The sequence below is a fragment of the Amycolatopsis lexingtonensis genome (assembly GCF_014873755.1).
In the GTDB taxonomy this organism is placed as follows: domain Bacteria; phylum Actinomycetota; class Actinomycetes; order Mycobacteriales; family Pseudonocardiaceae; genus Amycolatopsis; species Amycolatopsis lexingtonensis.
In genome coordinates this window covers 2315326-2331094 of record NZ_JADBEG010000001.1, presented here as the reverse complement: position 1 = coordinate 2331094, position 15769 = coordinate 2315326, and the positions used below count along the sequence as shown (strand labels likewise).

General features: G+C 68.4%; 15 protein-coding genes. 11 read left to right on the top strand and 4 right to left on the bottom strand.

From position 1 onward, the window contains the following. The first annotated feature begins 55 nt into the window (after positions 1–55). From H4696_RS10870 to H4696_RS10860, 3 genes are all read left to right on the top strand, one after another. Entirely contained in the window at positions 56–316 is a 261-nt protein-coding gene (locus tag H4696_RS10870) for a helix-turn-helix transcriptional regulator (protein ID WP_192782239.1), read from the top strand. Positions 317–430: 114 nt separating this feature from the next. Then, positions 431–1048 carry a lamin tail domain-containing protein gene (locus tag H4696_RS10865; RefSeq protein ID WP_192782238.1) on the top strand — a complete coding sequence of 206 codons (618 nt, stop codon included), beginning with the start codon at positions 431–433 and terminating at the stop codon, positions 1046–1048. Between the two features lie 457 nt (positions 1049–1505). Next, positions 1506–5417 carry a S8 family serine peptidase gene (locus H4696_RS10860; protein ID WP_192782237.1) on the top strand — a complete coding sequence of 1304 codons (3912 nt, stop codon included), beginning with the start codon at positions 1506–1508 and terminating at the stop codon, positions 5415–5417. Here H4696_RS10860 and H4696_RS10855 read toward each other — a convergent pair. The 4 genes from H4696_RS10855 to H4696_RS10840 all read right to left on the bottom strand — a co-directional run bounded on the left by H4696_RS10855 (position 5407) and on the right by H4696_RS10840 (position 9951). After that, entirely contained in the window at positions 5407–6393 is a 987-nt protein-coding gene (locus H4696_RS10855) for a helix-turn-helix domain-containing protein (RefSeq protein WP_086864323.1), read from the bottom strand. The genes H4696_RS10860 and H4696_RS10855 overlap by 11 nt on opposite strands. A gap of 1503 nt (positions 6394–7896) precedes the next feature. Beyond that, a complete protein-coding gene (locus H4696_RS49915) occupies positions 7897–8703 on the bottom strand; it encodes a DUF6338 family protein (protein ID WP_225955642.1) in 807 nt (268 codons plus the stop codon). Positions 8704–8731: 28 nt separating this feature from the next. After that, positions 8732–9199: an NUDIX hydrolase gene (locus tag H4696_RS10845; RefSeq protein ID WP_086864325.1), complete on the bottom strand. Its 468-nt coding sequence runs from the start codon at positions 9197–9199 to the stop codon at positions 8732–8734. Positions 9200–9207: 8 nt separating this feature from the next. Further along, positions 9208–9951, bottom strand: a complete 744-nt coding sequence (locus tag H4696_RS10840) for a DUF5919 domain-containing protein (protein WP_086864334.1) — start codon at positions 9949–9951, stop codon at positions 9208–9210. A gap of 236 nt (positions 9952–10187) precedes the next feature. On the opposite strand from H4696_RS10840, the gene H4696_RS10835 reads away from it, so the two are divergent. The 8 genes from H4696_RS10835 (at position 10188) to H4696_RS10800 (ending at position 15733) form a co-directional block, all read left to right on the top strand. Then, positions 10188–10412, top strand: a complete 225-nt coding sequence (locus H4696_RS10835; RefSeq protein ID WP_086864326.1) for a hypothetical protein — start codon at positions 10188–10190, stop codon at positions 10410–10412. Between the two features lie 22 nt (positions 10413–10434). Further along, positions 10435–10890 carry a hypothetical protein gene (locus H4696_RS10830; RefSeq protein WP_086864327.1) on the top strand — a complete coding sequence of 152 codons (456 nt, stop codon included), beginning with the start codon at positions 10435–10437 and terminating at the stop codon, positions 10888–10890. A gap of 246 nt (positions 10891–11136) precedes the next feature. Beyond that, positions 11137–11403, top strand: a complete 267-nt coding sequence (locus tag H4696_RS10825; protein WP_086864328.1) for a hypothetical protein — start codon at positions 11137–11139, stop codon at positions 11401–11403. After that, positions 11390–11635, top strand: a complete 246-nt coding sequence (locus tag H4696_RS10820; RefSeq protein WP_249027199.1) for an AMED_5909 family protein — start codon at positions 11390–11392, stop codon at positions 11633–11635. Before H4696_RS10825 ends, H4696_RS10820 begins: the two co-directional genes overlap by 14 nt. Before the next feature lie 334 nt (positions 11636–11969). Beyond that, positions 11970–13523 carry an FtsK/SpoIIIE domain-containing protein gene (locus H4696_RS10815; RefSeq protein ID WP_086864330.1) on the top strand — a complete coding sequence of 518 codons (1554 nt, stop codon included), beginning with the start codon at positions 11970–11972 and terminating at the stop codon, positions 13521–13523. Beyond that, entirely contained in the window at positions 13520–13906 is a 387-nt protein-coding gene (locus H4696_RS10810) for a hypothetical protein (protein ID WP_086864331.1), read from the top strand. Before H4696_RS10815 ends, H4696_RS10810 begins: the two co-directional genes overlap by 4 nt. Next, positions 13906–15501 carry a replication initiator gene (locus tag H4696_RS10805; protein ID WP_086864332.1) on the top strand — a complete coding sequence of 532 codons (1596 nt, stop codon included), beginning with the start codon at positions 13906–13908 and terminating at the stop codon, positions 15499–15501. The genes H4696_RS10810 and H4696_RS10805 overlap by 1 nt, the downstream gene beginning before the upstream one ends. Positions 15502–15514: 13 nt before the next feature. Next, positions 15515–15733, top strand: coding sequence for a helix-turn-helix transcriptional regulator (locus H4696_RS10800; RefSeq protein ID WP_086864335.1), 219 nt, complete (start codon positions 15515–15517; stop codon positions 15731–15733). Positions 15734–15769 lie beyond the last annotated feature (36 nt).

Genomic DNA, 15769 nt, shown 5'->3' with positions numbered 1-15769 from the left:
GAAAGGGGTGTTCGTGGTGCCCGCACGAAGCAGGCACGGATCGGTTCGCTTTTCGATGTGCGAGCTGCTCGCCGAACGGCGGTCCGCGAAAGGCTGGTCCCAGGACGACCTGGCGACGAGGCTGCACGCGATGTCCGGCAACGACAGCGTCACCCGGGAGGAGGTTTCCCGGTGGGAGCGCGGTAAAAGGATTCCGGGCCCGTACTGGCGGAGCTGGCTCAGCCGGGCGCTGGACACGCCGTGCGCCGAGCTGGAGCTGGCGGCGGCGGTGACCCGCAGCCGGCGCCGTTCGGCCGATCGGGAAAGTACCGGATAACTGGCCCCTTCCGGCGCCGTCGATCTTCGTTGGATACTGGTCTCACCGCCGACGGAAACAGTTTCAGAATGGCGGAAAACGGTATTTCTCTATTTCTCCCGAAAGGATTCGATCATGCGTCGTCTTCTGGCCGGCTCGGCAATCCTGACCGCACTGGCGGGCCTGGCGGCCGGCGGTGTGGCCGCCGCGACCGAAGAGCAGCCCGCGGTCTCGTCGTCGGTGGTGATCAACGAGGTCTCGACCCGGGGCCCGAACGGCGCGACCGACGAGTTCATCGAGATCCGCAACGTGTCGAACCGTTCGCAGGACCTGACCGGCTACACGATCCGCGTCTACGGCCCGTCCAACGCGGTGCTCGACACGATCACGCTGCCGGCGGGCATGGTGCTGCAGCCCAAGGGCAACCCCGGCCAGTTCATGGTGCTGACCGGCCAGAACTTCTCCGGCACCATCTCCGACCAGACCAACGTCGTCCCGTTCTTCCTGGCCGGCCCGGAGGGCATCCCGACGAACGGCGGCATCGCGGTCTTCAGCCAGACGGGCACCAAGGTCGACGGCGTCGCCTTCAACGCGGCGGCGGCCACCCCGCGCGAGGGCCAGGCAGCGCTGCCGGAAACGGCGGCCACGGAACAGCTCGCGGCGGCGAGCGCCCGCGACATCCTGAGCACCGACACCGACAACAACCGCGTCGACTTCTCGCTGCACCAGCGCACGCCGGGCATGGAGAACTGACCCTGCGTCCCTGATGGCCGCCCGGTTCGTGTTGTTCCGGGCGGCCCCGGCCAGCGGCCGCGTCGCGGGGTGCGGCAGGGCCCCCGCGACGCGGCCGCACTCACCAGCCCGGGTCGCCCTCACGGCTCGGGCTCCCGCCGGGCGGGCGGCCGCTCCCCAGGCCGCTCGCCCGGCATCGCGGAACCGGCTCACCCGCCGACCCCGAGCGCCCCAATGTGGCCTTCGGTGCGTCTGACGCACCCAAGGCGGCCTTCGGTGCGTCAGACGCAACCAAGGCCGCCTTGGGGCGCATCACCCCGCGGCCCGGGCCTGTCCCGTGGCGGGATGTCGCCGATGGCGACACCCCGCCATCCCAACCTGTGTCCTTCCGCCAAAACCTCCCTCATCCTCGGAAAACCTTCTCGCGGCGGCCGTGCGCAACGGCCGCCGTGTGGCATCCGAGGAGAGTGAGGTCCCGATGTCCCCGCGTTCCCCTCACCGGCGAAAGCACCTGACCGTCGTCGCCGCGATCGTCCTGTCCCTCCTGCCCGTACCGGAAACCGCTGCCGCAGCCGTTGCCGCCGCCCCGCCCGCGGCAGCACCCACCGTCCACCACGTCACATTGCTCACCGGCGACGTGGTCACCTACGAACAGGACGGCGCTGGCCACCGCACCGCCCAGGTCGAACCGGCGCTCCGCCCGGACCGGCCGCGGCCCGCGTTCCACCTCACGACGACGGCCGAAGGCCTGCTCGTCTACCCCTCGGACGCACTCCCGCTGATCACCAGCGGCGCGCTGAACCGCGACCTGTTCAACCTCACCGAACTCGTCGAGGACGGCCGCGACGACACCGCGTCCGCGACCATCCCGGTCATCGCCCGCTACGGCCGCACGGCCTTCTCCGCGCCGGCGCTCGACGCCAAGGCGAAGGCACTCCCGCGCACGAACCACCGCATCCCGCTGACCACGGCCAACGGCGTCGGCCTGCACGTCGAAAAGGCCGGCGCGGCCGACTTCTGGCACGCACTGGTGACCCGCGACCCCGCGGGCAAACCCGCGCTGGCGGCGGGGATTTCCGACGTCCGCCTCGACCGCAAGGTCCGCGTGGCGCTGGACCGCAGCACCGCGCAGGTGGGCGCGCCGGCCGCGTGGCAGCGCGGCCTGACCGGCGCCGGGACGACGGTCGCCGTCGTCGACACCGGTATCGACGCGCAGCACCCCGACCTGGTGGGCAAGACGACCGCCGCCGCCGACTTCAGCGGGGAAGGCGACGTCGTCGATCGCCACGGCCACGGCACGCACGTCGCGTCGATCATCAGCGGCACCGGCGCGGCCTCCGGCGGGCGCTTCAAGGGCGTCGCGCCGGACGCGAAACTGGTCGTGGCCAAGGTCTTCGACGCCTCGGGCGAAGGGGACACCGCGCAGGTGATGGCCGGGATCGACTGGGCCGTGGCGCAGGGCGCGAAGATCGTCAACCTGAGCCTGGGCGCCGGGGTCAGCGACGGCTTCGACCCGCTGAGCCAGCAGCTCGACACGCTCTCGGCGAAGAACGGCACGCTGTTCGTGGTCGCCGCGGGCAACGCGGGCCCGGGCGACCGGACGGTCACGACACCGGGCTCGGCGTCGTCGGCGCTGACCGTGGGCGCGCTCGACCGCGACAACACCCTGGCGTGGTTCAGCAGCCGTGGCCCGCGCCTGCGCGACGCGGTGGTGAAGCCGGAGATCTCCGCGCCGGGCGTCGGCATCGCCGCCGCCCGCGCGGCCGGCACGTCGCTGGGCGACCCGGTCGACGACTTCTACACGCGGGTGTCCGGCACGTCGATGGCGACCCCGCACGTCGCGGGCGCGGCGGCGATCCTGCTGCAGCAGCACCCGGACCTGTCGGGGGAAGCGCTGAAGAACACGCTGGTCAGCACGGCCAAGGACGTCGGCCTGCGGTGGTACGAGCAGGGTGCCGGCCTGCTGGACATCGCCCGCGCGGTGTCGCAGGACGCCAGCGGCACGGCGGTGGCGAGCTTCGGCCGCACCGAGCGCACGGCCGCGGCGCCGGTCGTCCGGACGCTGACGTACGCCAACACCGGGGACCGGCCGCTGGAACTCAGCCTGAAGCTCCAGGTGCGCCCGTGGGACGACCAGGCCGGCCCGCTGCCCGGGATGCGGCTGTCGGGCACGACCGTGTCCGTCCCGCCGAAATCCACGAAGTCCGTGGAGCTGAGCGAAGATCCGAACCAGGGCACGGCCGGGGTCTACGGCGGCTCGGTGCTCGCCACGACCGCGGACGGCAGCGCGGTGCGGACCGCCGTGAGCGCGTACAACGCGGCGGTACTGGCCCCGGTGACGCTGCGGGTACTGGACTCGGCGGGCAAGCCCGCGGAGCTGGCCTCGGCGCAGCTGATCGACGACAGCGGGGGCGGCGCGAACCGCAACGACCCCTTCCTCGACCAGGTCAGCCAGCAGGTCGACCTGGTGGGTGGGGTCGGCCGGGTCGCCGTGCCCGCCGGCCGGTACTCGGCCCTCGGCTGGGTCGTCGAGCGTGACGCGACGACGCGCCGCTGGTCGGCCGTCAGCGCGGCCGGGGTCGCGGTGTCCGGTCCGGTGGAGATCACCCTGAACGCGGCGACCGCCGTCCCGGCCGGCTTCTCCATGCCCGAACCGGCCGATCTGCGGGACCGCACGGTGATGCTGCGCCGGGTGATTCCCCCGTCCGCGAGCACGAACGGGTACATCGGCGAAGCGGGGCTGTCGACTGGCGGATCCGCGTGGGAGGTCCGGGTCGCCCCGGCGGCCGCCACGGCGACCGGCACGATCTCGTTGCAGGACAGCGCGGTCCTGTCTTCGGCGGCGGTCGACCTCAGGGCGGGCCAGACGGTGTTGAACCCCGCGTACGACGTCCCGTCCCTCACGGCGAAACTGCCGGGTGAACGCACGCTGCCGCTCGTGTTTGCGGACGCGGCCGACCTGCCCGCCACGGACGTCCGCGGAAAGGCCGTCCTGGTGCGGATCCCGGCGGGTTCGCCCGACGACGTCGCGGCCGGCGCGTCGAACGCGGCGCGTGTCGTAGCCGCCGGGGGTGGTGTCGTCATGCTCCCGTACGCGGGCGCGGCGCCGATCCCGGGGCTCACGAGCGCGGTGGTGCCGACGTTGTCCCTGGGTTCCGAGCAGGGTGAGGCGCTGCGAGCGGCGGCGTCGGTGCACCTGGTGGTGCGCGCGGCTCCCGACGCGATGTACAACCTGAGCTACTTCGAGCGCAACGGCGTCCCGAAGGACCTCGTGCGGCGGGTCGACCGGGCGGCGCTGGTCGCGACGAAGACGACCTACCACGCCGACCGGCCGGGCTTGAGCGGGCAGAAGAACTGGTACGCGTTCCCGACCGGCTCGTGGAAGACGCAGCTGGTGCAGGGCACGAAGATCCCGGTGCCGGGCTCGTGGACGGAGTACACCGGACCGGGGGACGACCGGCTGGTGTGGAAGCGGGTCGTGACGCTGTCCGGCAACGACGCGGCGGGCAGGCGGGCGTCGATGGCGATGAACGCGCAGGGTGCCTACCGCGCGGGCGAGCGGACAAGGCCGGACGAGCACTGGTTCCGCGCGGCGCTCCACAGCACGGCGGTGGAACTCCCACCCGACCACCCGGCCCGCTACCCGGCGACGGCGGCCGGCTGGACGGTGCTCTGCTCGTTCTGCCGCGGCGGCCAGGACCCGGACCTGTTCGTCCCGGCGCTGCAGTGGACCGACGGCGCGCACTACGCGAGCCCGTACGAGAACGCCCGGTACTTCACGGGCACGACGGCGCGCCTGTTCCGCGACGGCCACGAAGTCCCGAGGTCCAATGCGGACGATCCACTGGCGCTGTTCCCGGTGTTCCGGCTCGCCCCGGAGCGCGCGGCCTACCGCCTGGACGTCACCGACGTGATGCCGCCCCAATCCCAGGTCGGCACCCCCAGCGGCGTCCTGTTCCAGCACTCGCCGCGGACGGACACGTCGTGGACGTTCACCTCGGAGCGTTCGAGCGCGGCGCCACCCGCGGGTTTCACCTGCTACCCGGCTGGCGCCGCGTGCTCCTTCCAGCCGCTGATCCAGCTGGACTACCGGTTCCCGCTCGACCCGGCCAACCGGGCACCCGGCCCGTCGTTCACGTTCGACATCGCGGCGTCGTCCCATTCAGGTGCACGCGGCGGCGGTCCGGTGACCCAGCTGCGGGTGTCGTCCTCAGTGGACGAAGGCCGCACGTGGACCCCGGCGGCCGCCAAGCCGTCCGGCGGTCCGGTGTGGACGGTCACGGTAGACCAGCCGACCGGCGACTACGTCTGGCTGCGCACGGAAGCACGGGACAGCTCGGGCAACACGGTCACGCAGACGATCCAGCGGGCGTACGCACTCACTCACTGACGTCAGGCCGAGGCAGCGCAACCCACCCCCGAGCGGCGGCCTGCAGTCCGGCTTGGAACCGGGTGCCGGCCCCGAGCTGGGTCATGAGGTTCTGCAGCCGGCGCTGGAAGGTCCGGTAGCTCATGCCGAGCTGCTTGGCGATGCTGCGATCGGGCAGGCCGGTGGTGAGCAGGGCGAGCAGCCGGGCGTCGTCGAAGGAGAGGACGCCCGGCTGCTCGGCCGCGGGGAGGCGCAGGGGGAGGCCTTCGCGCCAGAGCAGGGTGAAGAGCGCACTGAGCGCGTCGAGCAAGGCGCAGCGCCGGATGACGAGGGCGGTGCGGATCTCCGGCAGGTCTGTTCGCAGTGGCACGAGCCCGAAGTCCCGGTCGACGAGAATCATTTTGAGCGGCGCTTCGGGCACGACCCGGGCCTCCTCGCCGAGCACGAGCCCGGCTTCGAGGTCGGTGGGAAGATCGTGCAGTTCGAGCGCACTGCGGTCGTAGACACCGCGAAACCGCACACCACGCTCGAGCAGCTCCCGTTCGGCGGGGTGTAGAACGGTGGGCGGCTGGGCGTACGGGGGCTTGTCGATGAAGGTGACTTCTTGTTTCGCTTGCCGGAGCAGTCCGTCGGCCCGTTCGGCGATGCGTTCAGTGCCGTGGACGACTTCGATGAGGTCGACGGGGTGTTGCGCGGGCGCTTCCCGGAACCGTTCTTCAAGCCGTTCGGCAATCACCCTGGCAGCGGCGAGTTCTTGCTGTTTGCGGCTGAGCATGGCCCCAATGGCAACTTCCGGCCGCACGGCGGCGTAGGCCTTGGGGGTGCCGGGCAGGCGGGCGAGGAGACCTTTGCGGGTGAGGAGCCGGAGGATGGGGCGGAGCTGTTCGTCGGAGAGCCCGGTGGCTTCGCGAAGCTGGGCGGAGGTCATCGATCCGGAGCCGGCGAAGACTTGGTAGACGTCGAGGTCGGCTTCGCGGAGACCGATGATGTCGAGCATGACCCTCCTGGGTATCCCGGGTGCGCCGACGGTAGCGCTCATCGAGGGAGGGGGAGGGGTACGGAAGGTACTCAGGAGGTTGTCGGCCTGGACGGACCCCGGAGACGACGAAAGCCACGTCTGCGTGCGTAAACGTGGCTTTTCCGTCGGGCTGACAGGATTTGAACCTGCGACCCCTTGACCCCCAGGACGTTGGAGTAGCGGTTTCCACAGGTCAGCGGCGGTTCGCAAGATCACCTGAAGTTCGCTCACATGCGGTTCGTTCAAGGGCGCGGACCACGTGTGGTCCCCACGTGGTCCCCAGCTCCGCCCAGGTCCAGAGGGTGAGTTGGTTCGGTCCTGCTGGCGGCCGGCGGGCCTCCCGAGCGGAAGTCCTGGTCTTGGTCGTCGTTCTCGCCCATGCGGCTCCTAGCGTTGAGACGGCCGTGTCAAGGCATCTTTCCCGCCTTGATGCGGGTGGCTCGGCGTTAGAGAATCGGAGGCGAGGACAGCCGCTGGTGACCACTGCTTTTGGACCTCAGGTGGGGAGCTGAGCGGCGGGTGGCTGTGGTCCGGCGCTTTAGCGTCCGGTGATGTCGTCAGCTGGCATGACGCGGTACGGTCGACGCATGATCGCTGGTACGCAGCCGGACTTGGACGAGATTGAGGCGCACTTCGTTGCGCTTCTTGATGGCCGAATGAGCCGTGACGCGGTCGACCGATGGGCTGGACGGTGGCGGACGGATGACGGTCTCTCGTGGGATGAGCTGAGCTTGTGGGCCTTGGATCTGCTCCACGGAATCGATCTACATGACGGGTCTGGCGGCGACTACCTGCACGACGACAGCGAAGTGCGGGGTTGGCTGGTCGAGCCAAGGAGTCGGCGAGTCCAGTGACCTGGTGCTTTCGCTGGTAGTAGAGAGGCAGGACGGTCGGTGCGGCTGGGCTTCCTAGGCATGTGGGAGTCCCGTTGGCGGCGCGCGTGCGCTGCTAACGGATCGGCGGGCCTGCCCGGCGGCCGCCGGCCGGAGCGGAGCGGCAGGTCGGCGTGTCGCCTGGGCAGGTTCGCCGTGCGGACGGTGACGTGCGCGCCGCCAGCGGCGGCGCCTTGATCCAGTAGAGCCAAGTTCGGCAAGGTCGCTGAGAGCCGCTTACTTCGAACCCTTGGCGGGAGAGATTCCACCTTTACCTTTTGGTGCCTTTGGTGGGGTCGTCGGGCGGGGATTTGATGAAACCCAGCCACCGCGTTCTTCGGAACTTCCGCTTTGTCCTTGGGCTCCGTTCGCATCGCGTGAAGCGGGTTGTGCTTTGCCAACCCAGCCGCCACCTGTGACGTGGCGTCCTTCCTTTTTGGGCATGGGATATCCCCTCTACTTGGTTCCTCTTTTGGTTACTATTCCACCGGAGCCTTTCGGCGGGCGGGGTGGTTGCTTCGCAACGTCGCCTGTCTGTGTTGAGCGACTTGTATAGCCGCCGCTTCGAGGCGCGTACCACTTCTTGGTGTCTTCGACCTTCTTGTTTCGATCACCCTTCGTCACTGCGCCTCCGAAGTCCCTTTGTATGGTTCATTATCCACAGGCGGCCTCGTTGTGCCAGCCTGCTCATGGCCGCGCTAGGTTCCTGTTGCTCTTCGACGAAATCCTCGCTGTCGTCGTTGGAGTTTGCCGAGATCAACTGGACGACTAGAGCGTCTGCGCAATTGATCCAGACGCCCTCGGAGTCTGGAATCGGTTCGCCGAATTCTCCGTCCGCGGTCATTTCGTAGGCGAAGTCTAGAAAGATTTCTCTGCCTTCTGGGTAGGCGCTGATAAACTTCTGGGCAGAGGCGTATCCGCCAATCCAAACTTGATCTTTCGTCAAGATTCTAACGAATCCGTCGACCTTCGGTCCCATGTGGTCCCACGCGGTCGGAGTTGGACTATATGACCGAAAGGTCAACTTCCACCATTCGACCCATTTGTCTCTGTTCCAACGAGGTTTCTTGGATAATGGGAATTTGATAATTCTACTGTGGGCCCAGTTGACGTGTGAAGTTATCCCTAGCAGTGCTGGAATAATGAAGATCAGAAGAAGGGCTTTGGCGGCGGAGCGGCGAGGGCTGTCCAAAAGGTGGGCGGGGTTGACAAGGTCTGGGCGCATCCAGCGTCCCAGTAGGGCGATGTATACCAGTGCGAGAACGGCTGACACGCCAAGGGCGCGCAGAACCCGAACTCCTAGCTCGCGATCCTCCGGCGTCGGTCCTCTGAATTTTGACCTTGTGGAATTGTAGACAAATCCTGGGATAACAAGTAGTGATAGTACGGCTATCTGGGCAAATGTCGTCGGAAGCAAGGCGTTTGTCCTCTGCTTGGTGATGAGCCTAGCTGAAGTAGATATCGCCCCTTTCGAGTGCGTGATTAATCCTAAGCCTAATAGACTCGTGGATATCCAATTGTTCCAGGTCCTTCGGTTTTATCCAAAGGACTTCGCTGCTTTCGTTGCTCCGTCGAGTGATTCCGCCTACCGGCAACGCTCGAAAACAAATAGAGAACTCTTGGCGGACTTCGCCATCGTCGTAGGCGATGACGTGCTTCGGGTTGGAGTACAGACCGATCACTCCCGTGACCTGGCACTCGATGCCGGTCTCCTCGCGTACCTCACGGACCGCAGCCTGGGCCAATGTCTCGCCAAGCTCCAGTTGGCCACCTGGGATGGAGTACAGGTCGTTGTCCGTGCGCCTGATCATCAGGATCCGGCCTTCGTCGTCCTGGATGAACGCCGACACTGCTACTGCGATGCTGTTGGCCTTGGGTGCGTTCGGGTCGTTGTAGTAGTCGACTCGGGACATGCTGCCTCCTAGAAGGTGGCCGGCTTGGCGAGGTTCCAGACTGACTCGAAGCTCTCCGAGTAGGTCTCGAAGAGGTCTCCGGCGGACAGTCTCCGCAGGTGAAGGGACGGGGCGTGGGCTCCCTGGAACCCGTACACGTGCGTGTTGATGATCATCTCGTCGTCGAACCGGAAGATCGAGTTGTAGAGCGTCGTGTTGTGGAACCGCATCTCTATGCCATCGACCCCAACCAGCGGCCGGTAGGACGCGAGCGCGTTGCGGATGCGCGCCGCAAGCGTCCCGTCGCCGAGTTGCTCTTCCTTGCCGCGCAGGGCGACGCTGTCACCCTCGGGGTCTCCGAACGCGAGCCGGATTCGAGCGCCGGCCGCTGCCTTGGCTGTCAGGTCCTTGATGAATCGTGGGCGTTCGACCAGGAACAACGCTGCGTGGACCAGGATCTCGACGGTGTCCGATGCTTCCTTGATCAGCCGGTCCCACAGCTCGACGGGGACGGCGTTGCGGTGCGGGAAGACCTGCACAAGCTCGGCGGCGGCTGTCTCGGCTTTGCGCTCCGGTGCGATCGAGTCCGGCCACAGGTAGGTCTCTGACTCGCGTGCCATGGCGGCGATCTTGTGCCGGTGTTTGGGGTAGGGCGTCCGGTTCTTGGTGATCCAGCGCTCGACGGTCTTCTGATCGACGCCGACGGCCTTGGCGACCTGCTCCAGCGTCAGGCCGTTGCGCAGTAGCGCGTCACGCAGGCGTTCGTTCGGCATCGGCACCCCTTGGGACGTGTAGGGACGTCTTGGACGGTACCAGGGACGTCCCAAGATGTCCCGCCACGTGGTGATCACGTCCCGCGTTTTGGCGGAGTCTGGGTGTCAGGTTGCCGGGGCAGGCCCGGTGCCAGGACACCGAGGAGGTAGGCGTGACGATTGAAACCGCCGTCCGGCCGGCTGGCTTGGACAAGCGGGCGGTACCTCGCCGACGTGCGGCGTAGGCGCGGCGTGGCATGCGCGACACGGTTCAGATCCACGTCACGGCTGATCTGCCGATTCGTGTCAGGGCGCTGACGTACGCAAACCGCGCGGAAGTCCGGTTCGGCAAGGCGTTCCCGGTGGTCCTGCTCGTGGACTCCGACGCCATCGCCGTACTGCGGAGGGAACTGGACGAGGTGAGCGCGGCACTGGACGCCGCAGCGGCACGAGGCGGAGAACCGCCCGAAGTAACCAACTAGCAGACGACACAAGGGATTCAGCATGGCTATCGACAAGGGACACCGGTTCAGCATCGACTTCGACGACGCGTTCACCCAGGGCCTGGTGATGGTGGGCGAGGTGTCGCCCGACAACGAGTATCAGTCGCGTGAGGACCGGGCCGCCAATCGACCGGTGCGGCAGCGGGTCGACGAGGTGACCGGTAAGCGGCAGTGGAAGGTGATGGTCACCGACCCGGCGGAGACGCGGGCGAAGCGGGCGTCGTTCGAGATCACGCTCTTGGCTGACGTGCAGCCGGTGCCGACGACGTCGGAGGCGTTGCCGGGGATGCGGCCGATCGAGCTGGAGGGGCTGACGGCTGAGCCGAAGGTGGCTGGTCAGGGTGAGTTCAAGTACCAGTCCTACGTGTTCCGCGCGACGGGGTTCAAGCAGGCCGCGAGCAAGTCTTCCCGGTCCGGTGGGTCCGGTGGGTCCGGTGAGACGGCGAAGGCGGCGTGACAGGGATGGGCTTCCGCGAGCGGGTCGAGGCGTGGGAGCAGGCGTACCGGGACTACATGGCCGCGTGGGAGCACGGTCGTGCGGTGCTGTCGCCGGTGAGTGCGACGAACACGGCGAACGCTGCGCGGCGGGTCTCCCGGGCGTGGCACGAGCTGGCGCAGGCGCGCGGGTTGCCGTGGTGGTGTGTGGCGGCGCTGGAGTCGGCGGCCGAGGGGTTCGCCGATCTGGCCCGGGAATGGGAACAGCATGACGGCAACGTGGGACGGGCTGGGGCTGCGGTGGACGGTGGGCGCGGGTACCGAGGTGACGGTGGAGGAGACCGGGATGGGCGCGTCACATCCGCCGGTCCTGGTGCTGGCTGGTGGGCTGTGCGTGGTGACGCTGGTGCCGCCGGAGGACCAGGACGCCTGGGCGGGGTGCGCGGCGTTCCTTCGCCGGCTCCGCGACCACGCCGAGGACCTGGCGGCGCTGCTGGAAGCCCGCGCGGAGAGGCGTGATCGTGCGCAAGGGTGAGCCAAGGACGCTGCGGGACGCCCATGAGGTCGTGATGGACCGCCGGCCACCGACCGACGCCAACCCGTCGGTGTGGCTGGCGTTCCGCCTCGGCAACGCACGGCTCTATAAGGCCGTCGCGGACGTCGACCGGGGTCATCACCACGAGGCGCTGTACTGGGCCGGATACGAGGAGCGGAAGGCGGGTGAGATCTCGGCGGACCTTCAGAGGGAAGGGACGCCTGCTGAGTAGTCGCATGTAGACGACCGAAAAGTCAACAGTATCAGTGAAAACGCACTCTCCGACGTGCGGCGATGAAGCACGTCCTGTTGCGGGTGCGTGTGATCCGTTAAGGCGCAGAAGCGGTGCCTGGCTACCAACCTTGCCGCTCCTGCGCTGTCCACAACCAGCGGAAGTGAACAATGACAACGCTAAACGACGACAACCGGCGCGCGTCAACGGGGGTCACCCGAACGCGCTGCGCCTCCTGCAAACGCTTCGCCAAACTCCTGCCCGGCGAGACCCAGTGCGCTCCCTGTCTGGGAATGCTGCCGCTGGACCTCGACGTGAAGCGGGGTGGTCGGTGATGTCTGCCGGCTTCGCGGTAGTGGCCTTGGCTGGGCTGGGGCTCGGTGTGTGGGTGCTGCACAAGGTCGGCCGCGCCCTGGCCTCGATTCTGGAAGCTCTGGCTGCGGCGGCCGTGGTGTTCGTGGCCCTGTGGTGGCTGTGCAAGGCTGTCGTGTGGATGCTCGCCCAGGTCGTGACCCGGTGGCGGACCAGCCTTGCCATAGTCGCGGTCTATGGCTGGTGTGAGCTGTTCGGCTGGCTGTCGCTGGCGATCACCCTCGGCGGCCTCGCGACAATCCTTGCCGCTTGGTGGGCGATCGACGCCGTCTCGTTCGACCAGTGGTGCTGGCGGTTCCTGCGCTCCTGGTGGGCTCGCTGGGCCGTGTACGGCCGGAAGCTGCCGGAGTGGCTGCACGCGTGCGGTCTCTCGGTGCGGGATGAGGCGCTGCCGGTGGTGGTGAACGTCAACCTCGTCGGCCGTCGACGCGCGCTCTCCCGCTCGACCTCGAACCGGCCGAACGCACGGATGCCCAAGGTGCTCAGCGTCCGCTCCGGCGCGTCGTGGGATGAGGTGCGGGTGGAGCTGGTGGCCGGGCAGAAGCCGGAGGACTTCGACGACGCCGCTCGTGCCTTGGCCGTCGCGCGGAAGGTCGCTCGCTGCCAGGTCCGCGAACTGGCCCCCAACGTCGTCTCGATCGACTTCCAACGCCGTGACCTGCTCGGCGGCGGGGTGGCCGGCCCCCAGGTCCCGGACGGCGTCGACTCGACCGGGGTGGACCTGCGCAACGTGTGGGCCGGGCGGACCGAGTACGGGCGTGACTGGCGGGTCCCGCTGCTGGGCTCTGGTGCGCACTGCCTGACCGCTGGTGCCTCGGGTGCAGGCAAGAACAGCGTCATGTGGTGTCCGCTCGTGGCCGCTGCTCCGGCGATCCGGGCCGGGGTGGTGCGCATGTGCGGGATCGATCCCAAGGGCATGGAACTGGCCTACGGGCGTGGGATCTTCGCCCGCTACGCGGTGGGCGGCAAGGACGCGGTCGAGGTGCTTGACGGCCTGGTGGAGGAGATGGAATCCCGCAAGCGCGCGTTCGCCGGTCGGCTGCGCACGATCCCGGTGTCGACGGAGTATCCGTTGGAGCTACTGGAGTTCGACGAGATCGGGGCGCTCACGAAGTACACCGACCGCAAGACCCGTGAGGCCATTGTGGAGCGCGTCGCACTGCTGACGACGCAGGGGCGTGCGCTGGGGATCTCGGTCCGCGGCTACGTCCAGGAGCCCACCAAGGACACCGTCCCGGTCCGGGAGCTGTTCACCCGGCGGGTGTGCCTGCGCGTCACCTCGAAGACGCACGTCGGGATGGTGCTGGGTGACGGCGCGTACGAGCGCGGGGCGTGGGCGAACCGGATCGGCGACTCGGAGGCCGGCGTGGGCTACGTGTGGGGTGAAGGCATCCGCGAACCCCTGCGCATCCGGGCCGGGTGGGTCTCCGACGCCACGGTCAAGGCGCTGGAGGCATACGTGACTAATGGGGGTGTCGCGGATCTGCGGCACGGCGGTGAGGGGGTGGCCGCGTGAACCGGCTGATGATATTCCTCGACGCCATCCGTGATCATCTGGACTCGCACCAGCTGCCGCCGGCCGCGTCGGTGGACGTCAACGCCTGGTCCAGCCCGATCACCGTTCAGCTCGACGTGGACGGGCTGCCGGAGGTCGCGCGCGCGTTGCTGGTGTGGACGCAGACGCTCGAGGACGTCTCGGCTCGGCTATGGCGGCTGGTCGACGGGACGCAGGTGCACCTGTCGATCACCGGCCGGACGCCGTGCGGCATCCCCGTCGTGGTGTTCGGCGTGGTGCGGTTTGAGCCGAGCACGTTCCCGGATCTCCCGGCCGGAGCGAAGCAGGACATGCCGGTGTTCCTTCTGCGTGGTTGGTCCTCGCCGGAGGAGGTGGCGGCCTGATGGGTGAGACACGTGCAGAGCGGATGCGGACACCGCTGGCTGCTGACGTGATCCGGGCGACGGCGGAGAAGCACGGGGTCTGTGTCCGCCCGTTCACGATGGAGGTGGGGGACACCACGACCGGCGAACTTCGGTACGTCCCGGTGCCCTGTGGGTCCACTGTCGAGTCGGTCTGTCTGCCCTGCGCCCGGAAGGCGAAGGCGCTGCGGCAGGTCCAGTGCCGCGAAGGCTGGCACATGACCGAAGAACCGAGCCTCACCCCTGCTCCTCCGTCGGAGAACCACAAGGAACTGCTGACGTACCGCGCCGACCTCGTCGCGGCCTACCGGGAGGTGGTCGAGCACGACCAGGTGGAGGCCGAGGAGCTGCGGGAGGAGGTTGCCGGGGTTGATGCGGAACTTCGGCAACTCGGGCTGCGGGGCCGGCTTCCCGCCCTCGACGTCCCGGCCAGGCGGGCGGTGAAGCGCTCGACCAAGCGCAGGCAGGACACGCCAAACCTTCCTCGGCGAAAGGTCGCGAAGACCACCGTGGGCCGGGAGTACGCGGGGAAGTTTCGGCCGTCCATGTTCGTGACGCTGACCTGCGACACCTACGGGCCGGTTCGCGGTGACGGTGCTCCGGTCGACCCGGCCCGGTACGACTACCGGCGGGCTGCTCGGGATGCGGTGCACTTCTCGGCGTTGGTGGATCGGTGGTGGCAGAACCTGCGCCGGGTCGTCGGTTGGGACGCGCAGTACTTCGCCACGGTCGAGCCGCAGCGTCGGGCCGCGCCACACCTGCACGCGGCGATTCGGGGCTCGGTGCCGCATGACGTGATCCGGCAGGTCACTGAGGCCACCTATCACCAGGTCTGGTGGCCGGCGCATGACGAGATCGTCTACGCCGATCGGCTGCCGGTCTGGGACGGCCCTGAGGCCGGCTTCGTTGATCCGGAGACGCGTGAGCCGCTGACTCGGTGGGACGACGCGGTGGAGGCGGTCGAGTGTCCGTCGCACGTGGTCCGGTTCGGGCGGCAGGTGCACTCGAAGGGCATCCTGGGCGGGACTGACGAGGCCGGCCGCCACATCGGCTACCTGACCAAGTACCTCACCAAGTCCACCGGCGAAGTGGTCGAGGCAGACAGCGCGGCACAAGCCGATCACCACGACCGGCTTCACGCCGAGCTGTCGGTCACGCCGTGCTCGCCGCGCTGCGCGGTATGGCTGCTCTACGGCGTCCAGCCCAAGGGCGTCACGGGCAAGACCACCCCGGGGCACTGCAAGGGCCGGGCTCACCGCCGGACCACGCTCGGCCTGCCCGGCCGCCGTGTCCTGGTCTCGCGAAAGTGGTCCGGCAGGACGCTGATGGACCACAAGGCCGACCGGCGAGCCTTCGTGCTCCAAGCGCTCGCGGCCGTCGGGATCGAGAAGCCGGACGCCGACCGCTCGCAGCAGGTCTGGCGCAAGGTCGAGCCCGGCGACCCGCAGGTCCCACCCCGGCCACACCTGGTCATGCGCGCGATCGCGGAACGGATCACGTGGAAGGCCGAGTACGACCGGGCGCTATTGGCGGCGGGGAGACCTCCAGAAACTTCGGCAACCGAGCTGGCGGCGTAAGAGGGGAGTGGACATGGAGCTGCGACTGGTGGATGGGCGGTGGCTCACGACTGAGGAGTTGGGCGCCCTGCTCGGCGTTGATCCGTCGACGGTGCGCAGGTGGCGAACATCCCGGCCGCCGCAGGGACCGCCCTTCGTGCAGCTGTCCGAGCGGGTGACCGTGTACAGCGCGTCGGACGTCGAAGCGTGGCTACGGAGTAGGCGCGTTGATCCAGGTCAGGCAGCTGCGTGATGGCCGGCGATGTGCGTCTGCCGCTCGGCGTCTCGT